This window comes from Herbaspirillum camelliae, from assembly GCF_001929405.1.
In the GTDB taxonomy this organism is placed as follows: Bacteria; Pseudomonadota; Gammaproteobacteria; order Burkholderiales; family Burkholderiaceae_D; genus Herbaspirillum; species Herbaspirillum seropedicae.
This window is the reverse complement of the sequence record NZ_KV880769.1, coordinates 278,815-296,977: the sequence shown is the minus strand read 5'-3', so window position 1 is coordinate 296,977 and position 18,163 is coordinate 278,815. Positions and strand designations below refer to the sequence as shown.

The 18,163-nt window shown below is 65.3% G+C and carries 15 protein-coding genes; 4 read left to right on the top strand and 11 right to left on the bottom strand.

The annotated features are described in order from the left end of the window. Positions 1-101: 101 nt before the first annotated feature. From BGK68_RS01380 to pilM, 7 genes are all read right to left on the bottom strand, one after another. Complete coding sequence (locus BGK68_RS01380; RefSeq protein WP_075255593.1) at positions 102-1,253, bottom strand: deoxyguanosinetriphosphate triphosphohydrolase; 1,152 nt, start codon at positions 1,251-1,253, stop codon at positions 102-104. Between the two features lies 1 nt (position 1,254). Next, on the bottom strand, positions 1,255-3,045 hold the full coding sequence (gene aroKB, locus BGK68_RS01375; RefSeq protein ID WP_075255592.1) for a bifunctional shikimate kinase/3-dehydroquinate synthase AroKB: 1,791 nt from the start codon (positions 3,043-3,045) through the stop codon (positions 1,255-1,257). Between the two features lie 201 nt (positions 3,046-3,246). Further along, positions 3,247-5,271 (bottom strand): type IV pilus secretin PilQ, encoded by a 2,025-nt coding sequence (gene pilQ / locus BGK68_RS01370; RefSeq protein WP_075255591.1) that lies wholly within the window; start codon positions 5,269-5,271, stop codon positions 3,247-3,249. Continuing rightward, the gene (locus BGK68_RS01365; RefSeq protein ID WP_075255590.1) at positions 5,268-5,879 is read right to left on the bottom strand and encodes a hypothetical protein; all 612 of its coding nucleotides are present in this window, start codon (positions 5,877-5,879) and stop codon (positions 5,268-5,270) included. The genes pilQ and BGK68_RS01365 overlap by 4 nt, the downstream gene beginning before the upstream one ends. Further along, entirely contained in the window at positions 5,797-6,393 is a 597-nt protein-coding gene (locus BGK68_RS01360) for a hypothetical protein (RefSeq protein WP_407645724.1), read from the bottom strand. Before BGK68_RS01360 ends, BGK68_RS01365 begins: the two co-directional genes overlap by 83 nt. A gap of 50 nt (positions 6,394-6,443) precedes the next feature. Continuing rightward, complete coding sequence (locus BGK68_RS01355; protein ID WP_075255588.1) at positions 6,444-7,004, bottom strand: hypothetical protein; 561 nt, start codon at positions 7,002-7,004, stop codon at positions 6,444-6,446. Next, positions 7,001-7,915: a pilus assembly protein PilM gene (gene pilM, locus BGK68_RS01350; protein ID WP_075255587.1), complete on the bottom strand. Its 915-nt coding sequence runs from the start codon at positions 7,913-7,915 to the stop codon at positions 7,001-7,003. The genes BGK68_RS01355 and pilM overlap by 4 nt, the downstream gene beginning before the upstream one ends. A 378-nt stretch (positions 7,916-8,293) precedes the next feature. Here pilM and BGK68_RS01345 point away from each other — a divergent pair, with 378 nt between their 5' ends. After that, the gene (locus tag BGK68_RS01345) at positions 8,294-10,609 is read left to right on the top strand and encodes a penicillin-binding protein 1A (RefSeq protein WP_075259646.1); all 2,316 of its coding nucleotides are present in this window, start codon (positions 8,294-8,296) and stop codon (positions 10,607-10,609) included. 161 nt (positions 10,610-10,770) lie between these two features. Here BGK68_RS01345 and BGK68_RS01340 read toward each other — a convergent pair whose 3' ends face one another. From BGK68_RS01340 to BGK68_RS01325, 4 genes are all read right to left on the bottom strand, one after another. Beyond that, the gene (locus tag BGK68_RS01340) at positions 10,771-11,958 is read right to left on the bottom strand and encodes a serine hydrolase domain-containing protein (protein WP_075255586.1); all 1,188 of its coding nucleotides are present in this window, start codon (positions 11,956-11,958) and stop codon (positions 10,771-10,773) included. 38 nt (positions 11,959-11,996) lie between these two features. Beyond that, positions 11,997-12,746, bottom strand: a complete 750-nt coding sequence (gene queC, locus BGK68_RS01335; RefSeq protein ID WP_075255585.1) for a 7-cyano-7-deazaguanine synthase QueC — start codon at positions 12,744-12,746, stop codon at positions 11,997-11,999. Positions 12,747-12,841: 95 nt separating this feature from the next. Further along, positions 12,842-13,603, bottom strand: a complete 762-nt coding sequence (locus tag BGK68_RS01330) for a DUF3108 domain-containing protein (protein ID WP_075255584.1) — start codon at positions 13,601-13,603, stop codon at positions 12,842-12,844. Between the two features lie 160 nt (positions 13,604-13,763). Then, a complete protein-coding gene (locus BGK68_RS01325; RefSeq protein ID WP_075255583.1) occupies positions 13,764-14,879 on the bottom strand; it encodes a DUF3108 domain-containing protein in 1,116 nt (371 codons plus the stop codon). Positions 14,880-14,988: 109 nt separating this feature from the next. Here BGK68_RS01325 and BGK68_RS01320 point away from each other — a divergent pair, with 109 nt between their 5' ends. The 3 genes from BGK68_RS01320 (at position 14,989) to BGK68_RS01310 (ending at position 18,153) form a co-directional block, all read left to right on the top strand. Beyond that, the gene (locus tag BGK68_RS01320; RefSeq protein ID WP_083657699.1) at positions 14,989-16,281 is read left to right on the top strand and encodes a branched-chain amino acid ABC transporter substrate-binding protein; all 1,293 of its coding nucleotides are present in this window, start codon (positions 14,989-14,991) and stop codon (positions 16,279-16,281) included. A gap of 44 nt (positions 16,282-16,325) precedes the next feature. Further along, complete coding sequence (locus tag BGK68_RS01315; RefSeq protein WP_075255582.1) at positions 16,326-17,159, top strand: PhaM family polyhydroxyalkanoate granule multifunctional regulatory protein; 834 nt, start codon at positions 16,326-16,328, stop codon at positions 17,157-17,159. Between the two features lie 139 nt (positions 17,160-17,298). Beyond that, a complete protein-coding gene (locus BGK68_RS01310; protein WP_075255581.1) occupies positions 17,299-18,153 on the top strand; it encodes a diiron oxygenase in 855 nt (284 codons plus the stop codon). Positions 18,154-18,163 lie beyond the last annotated feature (10 nt).

Genomic DNA, 18,163 nt, shown 5'->3' with positions numbered 1-18,163 from the left:
TTTATTTCATTGCATGCCTGCAACGAAAGCGGCTTGCGGAAAACGCAGCGTATCGGAACGCTGCGTTCAGTGCGGCCGGCAGAGCTGGCGCACGCGGCGGCTCATTCCATCACGAACAAGCGACGGTGCTCGCGGATGGCGTAGCGGTCGGTCATGCCGGCGATGTAGTCGGCCACCTTGCGCGCCTGCTTGTCCTGGCGCAGGGCGTCGTCGGCGATGCCGTGGACCTGGTAGTCCGGCGGCAGCAGGTTGGGCTGGCCGACGAAGGCCTCGAACATCTCGGCGATGATGCGGCGCGCCTTGGCCGTCATGCGGTTGACCTGATAGTGACGGTAGAGCTTTTCGCGCAGGAATTTCTTCAGGACGGCCGCCTCTGCCGCCATCGGATCGGAGAAGGCGATGAGCTGCGGTGCATTGCGTACATCCTCGATATCGCGCGGGGCGATTTCGGCAATGCGGCTGCGCGAAGTCTGGATCAGGTCGACGATGAGTGCATTGATCATGCGTCGGACCGTCTCATGGATGACGCGACGACCGGTGATGCCGGGATAGGCTTGCTCCACCTCGCGCAGATGGCGCGCAAAGAAATCCACCTCGCTCATCAGTTCCATGGTCAGCAGTCCCGAGCGCAGGCCATCGTCGATGTCGTGGTTGTTGTAGGCGATCTCGTCGGCCAGGTTGGCCAACTGGGCTTCCAGCGAGGGCTGCTTCTTCTCCAGGAAGCGCAGGCCGATCTCGCCCAACTGGCGGGCGTTGTGCAGCGAGCAGTGCTTGAGGATGCCTTCGCGTGTCTCGAAGCTCAGGTTCAGGCCATCGAACGCGCCGTAGTGCTGTTCCAGCTCATCGACCACGCGCAGGCTCTGCAGGTTGTGTTCGAAGCCGCCGTGATGCTTCATGCAGTGGTTCAGCTCATCCTGGCCGGCGTGGCCGAAGGGCGTGTGGCCGAGGTCATGGGCCAGCGAGATGGCTTCGACCAGGTCTTCGTTCAATTGCAGGTTGCGCGCGCAGGAACGGGCGATCTGCGCGACTTCGATGCTGTGGGTGAGGCGGGTGCGGAACAGGTCGCCTTCGTGATTGACGAAGACCTGGGTCTTGTATTCGAGCCGGCGGAAGGCGGTGGAATGGACGATGCGGTCGCGGTCGCGCTGGAATTCGCTGCGCGATCCGGGTGGGGTTTCACTGAAGCGCCGGCCCCGCGAACTTGCCGAGTGGGCGGCATAGGGAGCGAGATGGTCGGGCGCTTCAGTGTGCATGTCATTCTCCGGTGCAGGCCGCCAGGGTTTGCAATAGCAAGTCCTGCGGCACGTTGGTGATCAGGGGGCTGCCCAGCGGCCGGATCAGGATGAACTTGATCTGGCCACCTTCGTTCTTCTTGTCTACTTCCATCAGTTCCAGCCAGCGCGCCACGCCCAGGTCCGGCGCCACGGTGGGCAGGCCGGCCGCAGCCGTCAGCGCACGCACGCGATCCCGCGCGCCGGCGTCGATGTAGCCCAGGCGATGCGACAGGTCGGCCGCCATCACCATGCCACAGCCGACGGCTTCGCCGTGCAGCCATTGGCCATAGCCCAGGCCGTTCTCGATGGCGTGGCCGAAGGTGTGGCCGAAGTTGAGGATGGCGCGCAGGCCGCCTTCGCGCTCGTCCTGGCGCACCACCTCGGCCTTGATCTCGCAGGAGCGCTGGATGGCGTAGGCCAGGGCGGCGTCATCCTTGGAGACCAACTGGGCGATATTGGTTTCGATCCAGTCGAAGAAGGGTGCATCGATGATGGCGCCGTGCTTGATCACTTCGGCGATACCGGCCGACAGCTCGCGCGGCGGTAGGGTGTGCAGGGTGGCGGTATCGGCGATGACGGCCTGCGGCTGGTAGAACGCGCCGATCATGTTCTTGCCCAGCGGATGATTGATGCCGGTCTTGCCGCCCACCGACGAATCCACCTGCGACAGCAGGGTCGTGGGGACTTGCACAAAGGGCACGCCGCGCATGTAGGAGGCCGCCGCAAAGCCGGTCAGGTCGCCGATGACGCCGCCGCCCAGGGCGATGAGCGTGGTCTTGCGATCACACTTGTCGGCCAGCAGGCGATCGAAGATCTTCATCAGGCTGGCCCAGTTCTTTTCTTCTTCGCCATCGGGCAGCACGATCTCGGTCACCAGCTTGCCGGCGGCGCGCAGCGGCTGGGCGACCTTGTCCAGATAGAGCGGACCGACCTTGTCATTGGTGACGATGGCCACGCGCTTGCCCTTGACGTATTGCGGCAGCAGGCCGGCGTCGTCCAGCAGGCCGCGGCCGATGTGGATGGGATAGCTGCGCTCGCCCAGATCGACGTTGAGGGTGATGGGCGCGGGAGCGGAAGCGGTGTTCTGGTTCATGCGGGCAAGAGTCGGTTCGGCGCTGGCCGCGCCATGGAAAGTCTGGGAGGAATGGCTGGTCGATACCACCACCGCGCCATCGGCGGCGCTGGTCACCAGTGCGCTGCTGCGTTCGATGACGATGGTTTCGTCGGCGGCCGGCGCGCTCTGCCAGCTGCTGTCCGGAGGCGACAGCTCCAGATGGCTGATGATGGTCTGCACCAGGAATTGCACGTTGGGCCGGTTGGTCTCGATGACGAAGTCCGCCACATCGCGGTACAGCGGGTCGCGCTGGCGGGAGAGTTCTTCGAGCTTGCGGCGCGGATCGGCAGTCTGCAGCAGCGGGCGGTTCTTGTCGCGACCGGTGCGCTGCAGGATCTGGTTGATGCTGGCGCGCAGGTAGACGACCGTGCCGCCCTTCTTGAGATTGTCGCGATTCTCGGCACGCAGGATCGCGCCACCGCCAGTGGCCAGCACGATATCGGGCAGGGCGGTCAGTTCGCGGATCACCTCGGCCTCGCGGCGGCGGAAGTTGTCCTCGCCCTCGATCTCGAAGATCACCGGAATGGTCGCCCCGGTGCGTGCTTCGATCTCGTGGTCCGAGTCGATGAAACGCTTGTTCAGCTTCTTGGCCAGGGCCCGGCCTATGGTGGTCTTGCCGGCTCCCATCAGGCCGACAAGGAAGATGCTTCCAGTCATATCTCAGAATTGTGCGCTGTGCGCCACTGGCAAATGTCCATGGTGCTGCGCATCTGCCGGCGCAGTCACCCGAGCCCGGCGGGCGAGGTCCGGGCCGCTGGCCGGCGGACTTGCCGCCCGCCGGCACTGGCCTGGAACAGCGATTTTACCGTCCTTGCCCGGCTGCCGGGGAAAAAATCCCGGCCGCCCCCCCGCGCGGGCTCAATATGGGCGCGGCGGGGCGACGATGCGCGGGGTGAGGAAGATCAGCAGTTCGGTCTTGTCGCGCACCTTGTTGCGGCTGCGGAAGAGCGCTCCCAAGAGGGGAATCTCGCCCAGCAGCGGCACCCGGGTCTCATGCTCGTTGTCGGTCTGGGTATAGATGCCGCCGATGACCACCGTGCCGCCGTCTTCCACCTGCACCTTGGTCTTGATGTGCTTGGTATTGATGGCCAGCCCGCCCGGCGTGGCGCTGCCACGGCTGTCCTTGTTGACATCGACGTCCAGGATCACGTTGCCGTCGGGGGTGATCTGGGGTGTGACTTCCAGTTTCAGGTTGGCCTTCTTGAAGGCGGTGGCGGTTGCGCCGCTGCCTATCGATTGCTGGTAGGGAATTTCCTCGCCCTGCTCGATCAGGGCGGCCTGCTGGTCGGCCGTGACCAGGCGCGGGCTGGAGACGATCTTGCCGCGTCCCTCCGCTTCCAGCGCAGACAGTTCGATATTGAGGAAGCGCTGGGCGGCAGCGTTGAAGAGGGTGAAGGCGAAGCTGCCCGGCGCGCTGCCGGCAAGGGCGCTCGCGCCCAGGCCCAGCGCCGGTTCGCGCAGGTAGGTGCCGGTCGCTGGCGGGGTCTGTCCGCTCAGTTCGCCTACGCTCGCATAGCTGTTGCCGAGCGCCGCGCCCTGGGTGCGGGCGGCCAGCCCCAGCTTGACGCCCAGGTTGCGGGCAAAGCTGTCGTCGGCCTCGACGATGCGCGCCTCGATCATGACCTGGCGGGCGGCGATGTCGATACGCTCGATCAGCTTGCGCACATTGGCCAGTGCGGCCAGTGTATCGGTGACCAGCAACTGGTTGGTGTGGCTGTCGATCATGGCGCTGCCGCGCCGCGACAGCAGCGAAGCACGCCGGTTGGCCTGGGGCGTGCCATCTTCGCCCAGACCGAGGGCGCGGCGCAGGTTGTCGGCGCGCTGGTAGTTGAGCTGGAAGGTCTCGGCATGCAGGGGTTCGAGGTCGGCCAGCAGCGCCTTCTGTTCCAGTTCCTGGCGTTCGCGCGCGGCCATCTCTTCACGCGGAGCGATCCACAAGACCCCGCCACTGCGCTGCAGCGCCAGTCCGCGCGCCTGCAGGATCATTTCCAGCGCCTGCTCCCAGGGTACATCCTTCAGACGCAGGCTCAACTGCCCGGTCACGGCGTCGCTGGCGATGATGTTCAGTCCCGTGAAATCGGCCAGCACCTGCAGGGCGGTGCGCACCTCGATGTTCTGGAAGTTCAGCGACAGCCTGGCGCCCTGGTAGTCCTTGTCCGGCGAGACTCGGTGTGGATCGGCGCTGACCGGCAGCACATCGATGCGCAACTGCTGCCCGCGCTGGTAGGCCTGGTAGCGCCACAGGCCTTGCGCGTGGATGGCCAGTCGCACGCCATTTTCGTAGGGATAGGCCTGGTACTGCGTTACCGGTGTGGCGAAATCTCCCACCTCGACCTGGCGGGCTGAGCCGGTGGGCAAGGTGGTTCCGCCGATGTCGACGATCAGCCGTTGCCCTTGCTGGCGGACCTGGACCACCGGGGCGGTGCTGCCCAGGTCCACGTCCAGCCGGCCTTCCCCGGCGCTGCCGCGCTGGAAACCGATGCCGCCCAGCGCCGTGGGCGCTTGCTGCGGCAGCGGCGACAGCACTACCCTCACTTGCTCATCCTGCACCTGCAACTGGTAATGCAGCGGTCGCTTCAGCGTGGCCAGCAGGCGCAGACGCTCACCATCGCTGGCCAGGGTGACACGTTTGAGCAGGCCGCTGGCGGCAAACTGGCGGGCCATGCCCGCGGCCAGCGTGGTGTCGGGCAGGTCCAGCACCAGTTGCGGCGGGTCGAGCAGCTGGAAATGATGAATCTGCGATAGCGGAAGTGTCTGGTCCAGGCGCAGGGTGAGGGTGGCGGCTTCGTCGCGCGCCTCGATGTCCAGCGCATGCAGGCGGGGACCGGCGAGGGCGGGGGCGCTCAGTATCAGCGCGCCCATCAGGAGCAGGTGGCTTCTCATCGTCTCGCTCCACGCCGTGGCGCGCCGCGTCTGGTGGGTAAGGGCTCCAGCTGTGGCGCCGGGCTTTCCAGCGAGAGAGTCTGCCTGGTTCCCTGGGGATCGGCGATCTCGATATGTGTCTCGCTGATGGTCAGCAGCTGGCCCTGTCCGTCGGGCAGTTGCTGGCCGGCCTGCAGGCGGTGGGTGGCGCCGCCGATGTCGATCAAGGCCAGCATCAGGTCTTGCTGGCGTAGCGTACCCAGCAACCTCGGCAAGGGCGCGGTGGGCTGGGGCGAGGGGACGGGCTCATCGTCTTCCTCCTCGCTGGCGTCCTGGCGCACGCGCTGTGGCGGGCGCTCGACAGCGGCGGCCGGCGGCGCGGGCTCGCCTTGTCGTAGCCGGAAGGGATCGACGATCTCCGCGTCGGGCAGTGGCGTGGCGGGCGTCTCGCTGGCGGCTTGGACCACTGACGCTGGCGGGGAGGAAGCGCCAGCCTGGCTGCTCAACTGGCGCGCACCGGCCAGCCATTGACGGGTACTCGCCAGTTCATCGGGCAGGGGCCGCAGGAGGTAAGCGAGGCCCAGCGCGGCCAGGATCAGGAGGGGCAGGAGCAGCGACAGCAGTGTCATGAGGGTTCTCCTTGTAGGGGATGGCAGGGGGGAGGAAGACCTGGGCGCTCATCCTGAGCGCCGTATCGCCGGGGCGGGCATCGATGACGATCTCCAGGCTTTCCAGCAGCAAGGGCAACGGCGGCTGGCTGACCAGTTCGACGAAGCACAGCAGTCCTGCGTACTGGCCGCGCAGGCTGATGGCGGCGCGTTGCCGGTCGGGATTGGGCTGGAAGCTTTCCAGCGCCAGCGCGCATTCGGCGGCGCGGCGCGCCAGCTTGGCGTGCAGCAGGTCGCCCTCGGCCTGGGCGGCGCTCCAGCCTTGTTCCTGGCCCTGGTGCAGTTGCATCTCCAGCGTACGCTGCTGGGCGATCAGGCCGGCCAGTTGGGCCGACTGCCGCAGCGCCGCCTGCAACTGGATGCGCAGGGCCTGCTGGCGCTGGCGTTCTTGCTGGCGTAGGTCTTCCAGATCCTGGACGGCCAGCAGCAGGCCGCTGCCGGCGCACAGCAGGGTGATTGCCAGCAATAGCAGCACCTGGGCCCACTGCGGCCAGTGTGCCGGATGCCCGCGTAACAGGGCCCGCCTCATGGGGGCGTCGCCGCGCCGGCAGCCAGCAGCGGAATGGACAGGCTCCAGGAATAGCCCTCGGCGGCCGTGCCGGCCTGGGTGCGCAGGTCCAGCAGATGCGCCCCCTCCAGGCCGGCGGCGGCCAGCGCCCGCTGCAGCTCCTGGATCGCCGCCATGCTGTCGGCCTGGCCGCGCAGTTCGGCGTGATCCTTGTGCAGCTTCAACCGTTCCAGCTGGATTGAGGCGATGCGGGCTTGGGCGACGCCCCTTAGCAGCAGGGCCGCCTGGGTGCGGCGGCGCGCCAGCTGCTGCTGTTGCGCCAGTCGTTGCTGCAATCCGCTGATGCGTGTCTGCAGTTCCGCCGCCTGTCTGGTGGCCGACGCCAGGGCTTGCGATTCCTGCAGCAGCAAGGCGTTGGCCGCTGCCAGCCGGCCCTGATGCAGATGGATGCGCAGACCCGGCGCCATCGCCAGCAGCGCGCCCAGCAGGGCGGCGGCGCACAGCCAGCAATGGAAGCGCTGTTCGCGCCTGCGCCGACGCAGCGCCGGTGGATGGGCAAAGTCGATCACGCTGCTCATGCCAGCCCTCTCCAGGCCAGCGCAAGGGCCAGGTGGAAGCTGTCCAGTGCGTTTGCCTCTGGCGGTCGCGCCGATGGCGCCAGGATCAGGTCAGCCGGGAGCGCTGCAGGCAGGGCGCGCAAGCCGGCATAGCGTGCGAATGCAGCGCGCAGCATGGGCAGGGCGGGATGGGCCGGGAGCGCGGCAGGATGGCAGTCCAGCAGCAGCCGTTGCGGCTTGGGCCTGAGCAAGGGGGCGAGTTCGGCGAGCAGCGCAGTCGGGCCGGCGGCGGCAGGACGCCAGCGTAATCCCTGGGCGGGTGTGTCGCCGTAGAGCAGCCAGCTGTCATCGCGATCCAGATGCAGCAGGGCGTCGTGGGCTGCGCTGGCGGCTGGCCGCAGGAAGTCGCCCAGGCATTCGTCCTCGGGCGGCAGCGCGGCCAGTGGCCGGTGCAGCGCTGCGGCCAGCGCCAGCCGGTCTTCCACCGCCAGCGAGGAGGCGGCCCAGGCCCATAGGCTCACATCCTGGCCGGCCCGCGCAGTGGCGACGCGATAGTCCATCACGTGATCGGCGGCGTCCAGGCCGTAGGCGCTCATTTCGGCGCGGACCTGCGCCAGCCTTTCCCAGTCGCTCGAGCCGGCGGGCAGGATCAGCCGCTGCACGCGCAGGCAGGTGCGCGGCATGCCCAGCACCAGCGCTGCCTGGGCGGGGCATGCTGGGTCCAGCAGCGCACGGCAGGCTTGCGCCAGCGCGTCCAGATCGGTGATCTGGCCGTCCTGCAGCAATCCATCCGGCAACGCAGCCTGCGCCAGCCGCAGCACTTCGCGCTGACGTCCACGGCGGTGCGCCAGCGCCAGCCGCAGCTGCTGCGGGGCCAGGTCGAGGCCGATGCACAAGCGCGGGCGCAAGCAGCGAAGGGGATTCCAGGCCATGCGCTGACCTCATCGTGGGAAGGAAGGGGGATTGTCAGATGGGCAAGCCGATGCGGGAATCGCCAAAACTTGAGAAAACTGGAGAAAGCGGCCCAAATCACGGCAGTACGGCCTATTCCGCCAGGGTGGCCCGGAACCCGGCCCGATCGGGTTTGGTCTATTTGCAACACCCGTCCACGCGGCCCACAGGGGCGAGCCGCTATAATGCGGGCTTGTTTCTTCCAATCCGGCTCCGGCCTGCTTTAACGCTTATTTCGAATGTCTTCACCTTCCAACGGCGGCGGTCCACGCAAACCGGGCCCGGCTGCCAAATCCCAAGCCGATTCCGCGGCCGATTCCCCGGTCGATAAGGCAGCCCAGAAAGCACCGCGCAAGCGCATGCACTGGTCGCTGCGCATCCTCCTGGGCTTCATCGGCACGATCTTCGGCCTGGCCGTGATGGTGCTGCTGGGCGTGACCTTCGTCGTCGCCCTGACCTATCCCAAGCTGCCCGACCTCGACACCCTGACCGACTATCGTCCCAAGATCCCGCTGCGCATCTTCTCTGCCGATGGCGTGCTCATCGGCGAGTTCGGCGAGGAACGGCGCAACCTGGTGCATTTCAAGGACATTCCCGAGATCATGAAGAAGGCCGTGCTGGCCATCGAGGATGACCGTTTCTATGAACACGGCGGCGTCGACTACCAGGGTATCGCCCGTGCCACCTTCTCCAACCTCTCCGGCGGCGGCGGCGGTGCGTCGACCATCACGCAGCAGGTGGCGCGCAACTTCTTCCTGACCAGCAACGAGCCGACCTTCCTGCAGAAGGCCACGCGCAAGTTCTTCTATGAAATCCCGCTGGCCTGGAAGATCGAGAACAACCTCACCAAGGACCAGATCCTCGAGGTCTACATGAACCAGATCTATCTGGGCCAGCGCGCCTATGGCTTTGCCTCGGCCGCCCAGATCTATTTCGGCAAGCAGTTGAAGGACCTCACCATCGCCGAGGCGGCGATGCTGGCCGGCCTGCCCAAGGCGCCCTCGGCCTACAACCCGGTAGTCAATCCCAAGCGGGCGCACGCGCGCCAGCAGTACATCCTCTTGCGCATGCGCCAGTTGGGTTACATCACCGACGCGCAATACCAGGCCGCCAAGGATGAGGAACTGCGGGTCAAGGGCGACAGCTCGGCCTTCGGCATGCATGCCGAATACGTGGCTGAAATGGCGCGCCAGCTGGTCTATGCACAGTACAAGGACGAGACCTATACCCGTGGCCTGAACGTCTTCACCACCATCACCAAGACCGACCAGGATGCGGCCTACATCGCCCTGCGTCGCGGCATCATCGACTACGAGCGCCGGCACGGCTATCGCGGGCCGGAAGGCTACATGGACCTGCCCGAGAACGCCACCAAGGAAGCGGTGGAAGACGCGGTCGAAGTGGAGCTGGCCGATCACCCCGACAGCGACGATATGGTCTCGGCCGTGGTGCTGGAAGCCAAGCCCAAGGAAATCACCGCCATGCTCTCCACCGGCGAAGAGATCAGCATTTCCGGCGCTGGTCTGGGCTTTGGCGCCAACCTGCTCTCCGACAAGGCGCCGCCGCAGAAGAAGATCCGTCGCGGCGCCATCATCCGCGTATTCCAGGATGGCAACAACTGGATCATCACCCAGATGCCTGAAGTGGAATCGGCCTTCGTCTCGGTGAACTCGCAGGATGGCGCGATCCGCTCGCTGGTGGGCGGCTTCGACTTCAACCGCAACAAGTTCAACCACGTCACGCAGGCCTGGCGCCAGCCGGGTTCGTCCTTCAAGCCCTTCATCTATTCGTCTTCGCTGGAAAAGGGATTGTCCCCGGCCACCATCATCAATGATGCGCCGCTGACCTTCACCCAGACTGGCGGCCAGGTCTGGCAGCCCAAGAACTACGGCGGCAAGTTCGAAGGTCCGATCTCGATGCGCCGGGCCTTGCAGAAGTCGATCAACCTGGTCTCCATCCGCATCCTGGAGCGCGTGGGCGTGAAGTATGCGCAGGAATACATCACCCGCTTCGGTTTCGATGCCGACAAGAATCCGCCCTACCTGACCCTGGCGCTGGGTGCGGGCAACGTCACGCCCTTGCAGATGGTGGGCGCGTACTCGGTGTTTGCCAACGGCGGCTACAAGATCAATCCCTACCTGATCACCAAGGTCACCGATAGCAATGGCGAGCTGCTCTCCCAGGCCAAGCCGGCCACTGCCGCCGATGAATCCAACCGGGTCATCGATGCCCGCAATGCCTTCATCATGGACAGCATGCTGCGCGACGTGGTGCGCCATGGCACGGCGGTCAAGGCGCTGTCCCTGAAGCGTACCGACCTGGCCGGCAAGACCGGCACCACCAACGATTCCATGGATGCCTGGTTCGCCGGCTACCAGCCGGGTCTCACTGCCATCGCCTGGATCGGCTACGACCAGCCCAAGAGCCTGGGCGATCGCGAAACCGGTGGCGGCCTGGCCCTGCCGGTGTGGATCAGCTACATGTCCAAGGCGCTCAAGGATGTGCCCAATGTGGATCGCAAGGTGCCGGACGGCCTGATCGAGTCGGGCGGTGAATACTATTATGCCGAGTATCCGCCCAGCGCCATGGTGCGCGACCTGGGCATGGGCGACCGCAGCGGCTTGTCTCCAGAGGAAGAGAAGGCCAAGACGCAGATGAAGAACGAGCTGTTCTGATTTGATCTGATCAGATCAGATCAGATTTGAGCTGACATGGCCGACCGGCCGCCAGAAAGGAAACGATTTATATCATTTCCGTCTGCGTGCACTCCAGGAAAAAACCGCCGCTTGCAAGACCGGCGGTTTTTTCTTGGGCGCGGCGTACGCGCCAGCGCGATTCAGTTCTTTCTCGCCACGTAGTGGCTGATGCTGCGCATGGCCAGCATGGTCAGCACTTCGTCCTGCTCCACGCCGTAGTCGCTCAGCTTGACGATGACCGTGCGCGTGGCCGGGTTGACGTAGATGTACTGGCCGAACACGCCGATGGCCGAGAAGTCGCGGTCATCGGCATTGCCCGGAGGAATCCACCAGCCGTCGCGGTAGTCCAGTACCTCGCCATGGTTGACCGGCTGGCGCGGCTCGTTAGCCCATGAGGGGCTGACGACCTGCTGGTCGCCGATGCGTCCGCCGTCCAGATACAGCAAGCCCAGGCGGGCGAAGTCGCGGGCAGTGGTGTTGAGGCAGCAGAAGGCCTTTTCCACGCCGTGCTGGCCGCTGTCGATGCTCCAGCTGGCATCCTGTTCCATGCCCAGCGGCTCCCACAGCGCCTGCTGGGCGAAGTCGGACAGGCGCATGCCGGTGGCGCGCGCCAGTACGCGCGAGAGCACCAGCGTATCGACGCTGCGGTATTCGAAGCGCGAGCCCGGCGCAAAGCGCAGGCCGCTGCTGCGGGCGATGAAGCGGTGCAGGTCGGTGCTGACGAACATGCGCACCACTGGCGAGGCGAGCGAGCCGCCGTAGTTTTCATCGACATCGATGCCCGAGCGCATGTCCAGCAACTGGCCGATGGTGATGCCGGCATAGTCCGGCGCGATCTCGTCGGGTCTGAGATAGCGGCCAATGGGGTCGTCAAGTGATGTGATCTTGCCCTGTTGCAGGGCCACGCCGGTCAGTGCGGAGACGAAGGATTTGGCTACCGAAAACGAGGTGAAGCGTGAATTGGCGTCGTAGCCATCGATGTAGCGCTCGTAGATCACGCTGCCATCCTGGATCACCACGAAGGCATGGGCGGCGGTGGTCTTGATGAAATCGCTCAGGGGCAGGCGCTGGCCATCCTTCCACGGCACCTCGATATCCAGCGGGCGCAGCGCCGTGGGCAGGGGGCGCGGATGCGAGGACCGCGCAATCGGATTGGCCTCGAACACCCTGTAGCTCTGGCTGCGCGGCGTGATGTCGAACTGCAGGTCGACCAGCGCCGGCAGGCTGGGCATGTCGGCGATGCGCCGGCCGATCTCGGCGCCGGCCAGCAGCACCAGCAGCGCGGCGGCGCTGCGGGTGAGCAGGGTGGTGGTGCGGGCGTGGGGCATGAGGCTCGTTCTTGTCGTGGTGAGCCTATTGTGCCCGATTAGACGGGGCTTTTGCGCGCTGCGTATTGTTGATAGCCACGGGCGCGCAGTTCGCAGGCGGGGCACTTCCCGCAGCCGTGTCCCCAGTCGTGCAGTGCGCCGCGCTCACCCAGGTAGCAGGTATGCGTGTCGGTGAGGATCAGCTCCACCAGTGGCGCCCCGCCCAGCGATTCGGCCAGTGCCCAGGTATCGGCCTTGTCGATCCACATCAGTGGCGTCTCCACCTTCAACTGGGTGGCCATGCCCAGGTTCAGCGCCACCTGCAGGGCCTTCATGGTGTCATCGCGGCAATCCGGGTAACCGGAAAAGTCGGTTTCGCACATGCCCCCCACCAGCACGTTCAGGCCGCGCCGATAGGCCAGGGTGGCGGCGACCGTCATGAACAGCAGGTTGCGGCCTGGCACGAAGGTATTGGGCAGGCCGTTGTCCTGCATGGCGATCTCGACATCGCGGGTGAGGGCGGTGTCGGAAATCTTGCCGATCAGCGACAGGTCGATCATGTGGTCCTCACCCAGGCGGGTCTGCCAGTCGGGAGAGAAGGCGCGCATCCGTTCCAGCAGGGCCGGGCGCACCGCCAGTTCAATGGCGTGGCGCTGGCCGTAGTCGAAGCCGATGGTCTCCACCCGCTGGTAGCGCGACAAGGCCCAGGCCAGGCAGGTGGTGGAATCCTGGCCGCCGGAAAACAGCACCAGGGCGCTCTGCGTGTTCAGGGTAGGGGCCAGCGAAGGGGATGGGGAGGAGGTGGACATGGCGGCAAAGAGAAGAACAGTGAACCAGAAGGGCAAGCGCACGGGGCCTGGACGGCATCGCTACCGTCCAGGCCCCGTGCGGGCTGTTGGCAAGCTTAGTTGGTTTTCTTGAGCGAATCCAGCGTCTGCTCGATATAGTCGCCATCAGGATCGGTGAACTTCAGGCGCACCGGATACCACTCCATCTTCGGCGCCAGCCAGATATCGAGCTTCTGGCCCTGGTCGTCCGGCGGCGGGGCGCGGAAGATGTGCAGCGCTTCGGTCTCGCCCTGGGGTGTGCGGATCTTTTCGCGGCCCACCACCTTGAAGGTCCACTGCTCGGCGTCGCGCTGGCCGGCCACGAAGAAATTCCACTCCGAACCCGGTTTCATCTTGGCCGCGTTGGCGCGGGCGATGGCCACGAATTGCCAGGTGATGCTGGTGCGGTCCTGCTCGCCGCCCTGCAGCGGATAGCTCTCGGCGGACTGGGTGAAGGTGATCTTGTTCTGTTCGCGGTTGAAGGTGGTGGTGGAGGGCTCGCGGCGCAGGCGTTTTTCCACAAAGCGGTCCGGCGCCAGGCCGTAGGCATCCACCGCGCCTTCGCTGGTGGCTTCCAGGATCTTGCCCAGCAGCATCGCCCGGGTCTCGCTGGTGACGCTGTAGCTGGTCTTGCTCTGGGTCCACTTCACCAGGCCCTGGCCCTTGACGTCCAGGCCGCTCTGCTTGGCCTGGATGGAATAGTTCAGTTCAGCCGAAGGCGGCAGGTTGTAGGGGCGCTTGTCTACCGGATGCGGTCCATCGGTGGCCCAGGCGGGCGCGCAGGCAGTCAGCGTGGCCAGCGCCAGCGCGGGAAGGGAAGCAAGGGAGAAGCGGTTCATGGCGGTCTTTTTTAAAAGTCTCTGTGGATAAGTTGAGGCAGCCATCTCGGTGCCATATTGCTGGTACGACAAGTGCTCGGCCCGGCGGTTCTGCTGCGTACGCACATAATTGTGCGTAATTGTTTCCGATTTTGACAGCGCCTGCCAGATACGGCAGGCCTCACCGGCGCAGTTCCGACAGGCTCAGTTCCGTGACATCGCCATTGGGCCTGGGATCGGTATAGCGCAGCCGCGCCGGATACCACTCATGCTGGGGCGCCAGCCAGATATCGATGCGGTCTTCGTAGGCGCCGGGCTTGGGTACGCGTACCACGTGCCAGGTCTGCAAGGTGCCGATGGGAAGCTTGACGGCTTCCTCGCCGATGACCTGCATGCGCCAGACCTCGCCATCACGCACGCCCGCCACGAACAGGTCGATCGCCGCCCCAGGCCGGAATTGCGCCGGATCGCCTCGGCCAATGGCCGCCAATTGCCAGATCAGGCTGCCGCGGTCCTGTTCGCCGCCACGGCGGGGATAGCGTGTCTCGGAGGCGGAAAAGCTGATGCTGTCCCCGTTGCGGTTGAAGTGGGTATTGGTGGCCGAGCGGAATTTCTTCTTCTCCGTGTAGAGCGTGGGTGAAACGCCCCAGGCATCCAGCTCTCCCTCGCTGGAGAACTTCAGCCAGGTGACCCAGATGGCGGTGACTTCGCCCTCCAGCCGGTAATGCTGGCCGCTGTTGCGCCAGTCCAGGCTGGCCGATCCATAGCTGGCCTTCTGGTCGATGGTGCCGGTGACGTCGTAGTCCAGCACGGCGCTGGGTGGCGCGTCGGTGCGGTATTGCTTGCCATTGGTATCGGTGGGAACAGGTTCGCTCTTGTCGGCAGCGCTGGCGCGAGCAGCCTCGCCTGCTGCGCCTGCCTCGCCAGCGCCGCCGGGCGCGGCTGGCATGGCATGCGAAGCCTCGGGGGCGGCGGTGTAGAGGGGTTCGACGGTCTCGCGGATGGGTTCGTCGGGCGGGGCTATGCTCGGCTCGGCGGCGCGCCGTGGTGCGCGTACAGGACGTGCGCGCGGTGCTGGCGTCTTGGCCGGTGGGGGCGGGGCAGGAAGCGCCACCGGCTCCACCGGCGGGGGCGGCGTCTGGAGTTGCACCGTGAGGACGTTTTCCGACGCGGGGGTGTGCATGGCGATGATGTGCCGCCGCCCCCAGCCCACCAGCAGGGCGTGCAGCAGCAGGGTCAGTGTGATCAGGACCAGCAGGCGCGGCCAGCGCCGGGGTGGGCGGGAAACATCGGTCATGCCGGCAGTGTATCGGATCAATCCGGCAGTGTGGCGTGGCCGCGCGTACCGGGCCGGGTTTTCAAACAACGTACAATGCGGATTTTGTGCTGCACCTGCTGACGCAACGATGAAATTACGCCTGTCCTCCCGTCTTCTGTCCCTGGCTCTTGCCATCGCGCTGCCCCTCGCGCTGTCACCGGCCCGCGCCGCTGCGCCTCTGGCGCCGATCCGCATCGGCATGATCGATGGCCTCTCCGGCCCCTTCGCCAATGCCGGCGAAGCCGTGGTGCGCAACATCAGCTATGCCATCGAGCGCGTCAACGCACGCGGCGGCGTGACGCTGCCTGATGGCAAGCACTTGCTGCAACTCTCCACCTTCGATAACAAGTTGGGCGTGGAAGACTCGCTGGTGCAGTTCCGCCAGCTCACCGATGAGCGCATCCCTTTCCTGATCGAGGGCAACAGTTCGGCGGTTGCCGCCGCGCTCATCGATGCCGTCAACAAGCACAACCAGCGCGAGCCGGATCGCCGCGTGCTGTTCCTGAACTATTCGGCAGTGGACCCGACGCTGACCAATGAGAAGTGCAGCTTCTGGCACTTCCGCTTCGACGCCAGCGCCGACATGCGCATGCAGGCGCTGACCGAATCGATCAAGGCCGATCCCGCCACCAGGAAGGTTTACCTGATCGACCAGGACTACAGCTTCGGCCGCCAGGTCGCCAAGGCGGCGCGCGAGCAACTGGCGGTCAAGCGCCCCGACATCGCCATCGTCGGTGACGAATTGCATCCGATCGGCAAGATCAAGGACTTCGCTCCCTACATCGCCAAGATGCGCAGTGCCGGGGCCGACGCCGTCATCACCGGCAACTGGGGCAATGACCTGACGCTGCTGGTGAAGGCCGCCCGCGATGCGGGCTTCAAGGTCAAGTTCTACACCTTCTATGCCAACAGCCTAGGAGCGCCAGCCGCCATCGGTGAGGCCGGCGTGGGCGTGGTGCGGGCGGTGGCCGAATGGCATCCCAATGCGGGCGGCAATCCGGGCTCGCCCAGCGATGCCTATTACCAGGCATTCCGCCAGCGCTATCCCCAGCCCAAGGACGATTATCTCTACCTGCGCATGCAGGTCATGATCGACATGCTGGCCAAGGCTATCGAAAAAGCCGGCAGCGTCGATCCCAAGGCGGTTGCATATGCCCTGGAAGGCGCGCAATATCAGAGCACCTTCCACTCGGCCACGATGCGCGCCCAGGATCACCAGCTGATCCAGCCGCTCTACCTGATGCAGATGCAGCGCGCCGACAGCGGCGGCATCCGCTTCGACAACGAAGGCAGCGGCTACGGTTTCCGCACCGAGCGCTTCATCCCGGCCGAGCAGACTGCGCTGCCCAGCAGTTGCCGGATGCAGCGGCCGCCGCGCTGAGGGCCGGCGCACAGATTTGCAGGACACAACAACAGGAGCGATCAATGCTGAACCAGGACAAGATGCCGGGCGCAGGCTCGGTGGGCGACACCCTCGAATTCATGAAGAACATGTGGAGCAGCATGGGCGCACCTGCCATGGCCACGCCCTCGTTGTCGGTGGAGGACATCAACAAGAAGATCGGCGATCTCAAGACGGTGGCCTCCTGGCTGGAGCTGAACCTGAACATGCTCAAGGCCACCATCCAGACGCTGGAGGTGCAAAGCGCGACCTTGTCCACCCTGCAAGCCATGAGCGCCATCATGGCCAGCCAGCAGGCCCCGGCTGACGAGGCCGCCCCGGAGGAGGGCAAGGCCGCGTCGCCCTTCCCGTTCGGCTTCCCGATGTGGCCGGGGGCAGGAGAGCCGCAGGCGGCCACCGAGGAACCGGCTGACGCTCCTGATGTTGCTGAGGAGCAAGAAGAGCCGCCGGAAGAGGCCGCCGCGCCAGCCGCAGAGGCCGATGCGCCCGACCTGCAGGCCGCCATGGCCAATCCCAATGCCTGGTGGAATCTCCTGCAGGACCAGTTCAAGCAGGCCGTCGGCAATGCCCTGGCCGGCGGCCAGCCTGAGCAGGAACCGTTGCTCAAGCCCGCCAAGCCGCCCAAGGCCCCCAAGCGTAGCGAAAATAAGACAGTCGCCGCCAAGCCCAAGGCCGCGCCGAAAGTCAGACCAGCAGGCGCTCCCAAGGCAGGCAAGGCAGCCAAGCCGGTGCCGAAGAAGCCACCGGTCAAGAAAGCGCCGCGCAGCGCCGCAAATACGAGCGCGCCGGGCCGGACGGCTGTTGTACAATCCCGGCAAAACAAGAAGCCAGCCTCCCGCAAGCCAACCTCCCCCTGATCATCGCCACGGCAGAGCCTGGCCCCCCGGGCGCGTTCGCGCCGGGGTCTTGTCACACTGCCGAAACCTGGCGGTTTTAGGATAGTCAGGGAAAATCTTGTTAAAATCAGATACTTAACGCATATAGGCCCATACAGAGATGCTGTACCCAGAATTGTTCAAATCGCTAGAGCAGGTCCGTTGGAATATGGATAAGGATATTCCCTGGGACAAGTTCGACGCTTCCTTGCTCACCGACGAACAGGCCCAGACCATTCGCATGAACGCGATCACGGAATGGTCCGCGCTGCCGGCGACCGAGATGTTCCTGCGCGACAACCGCGGGGACAGCGATTTTTCGGCATTCATGTCGGTATGGTTCTTCGAAGAGCAGAAGCACTCGCTGGTGCTGATGGAATACCTGCGCCGCTTCCGCCCGGACATGTGCCCGACCGAAGAAGAGCTGCATAACGTGCGCTTCGAGTTCGATCCGGCGCCGCCGCTGGAAACCCTGATGCTGCACTTCTGCGGCGAAATCCGCCTGAACCACTGGTACCGTTGTGCCGCTGACTGGCACACCGAGCCGGTCATCAAGCAGATCTACAAGATCATCAGCCAGGATGAAGCCCGCCACGGCGGCGCTTACCTGCGCTACATGAAGAAGGCCTTGAATGAAATGGGCGACAAGGCCCGCGCCGCCTTCGCCAAGATCGGCGTGCTGATGGCCTCGGCGCGTCGCACCGAAAAGCCGCTGCATCCGACCAACCTGCACGTGAACCAGGCGCTGTTCCCCAACGACACCGTGCAAAGCCGCCTGCCCGATCCGGAATGGCTGGAGCGCTGGCTGGACAACCAGATCAAGTTCGATGGCGAGTGGGAAAAGAAGGTTGTCGACCGCATCCTGCACAATATGTCGCTGCTGTTCGAACGCACCTTCAGCAACGTCCAGGAACTGAACCGCTACCGCAAGGAAGTGACCCAGCGCATCCTGCCGTCGGGCACCGCCGCAGCCTGAGAAGGAAAGG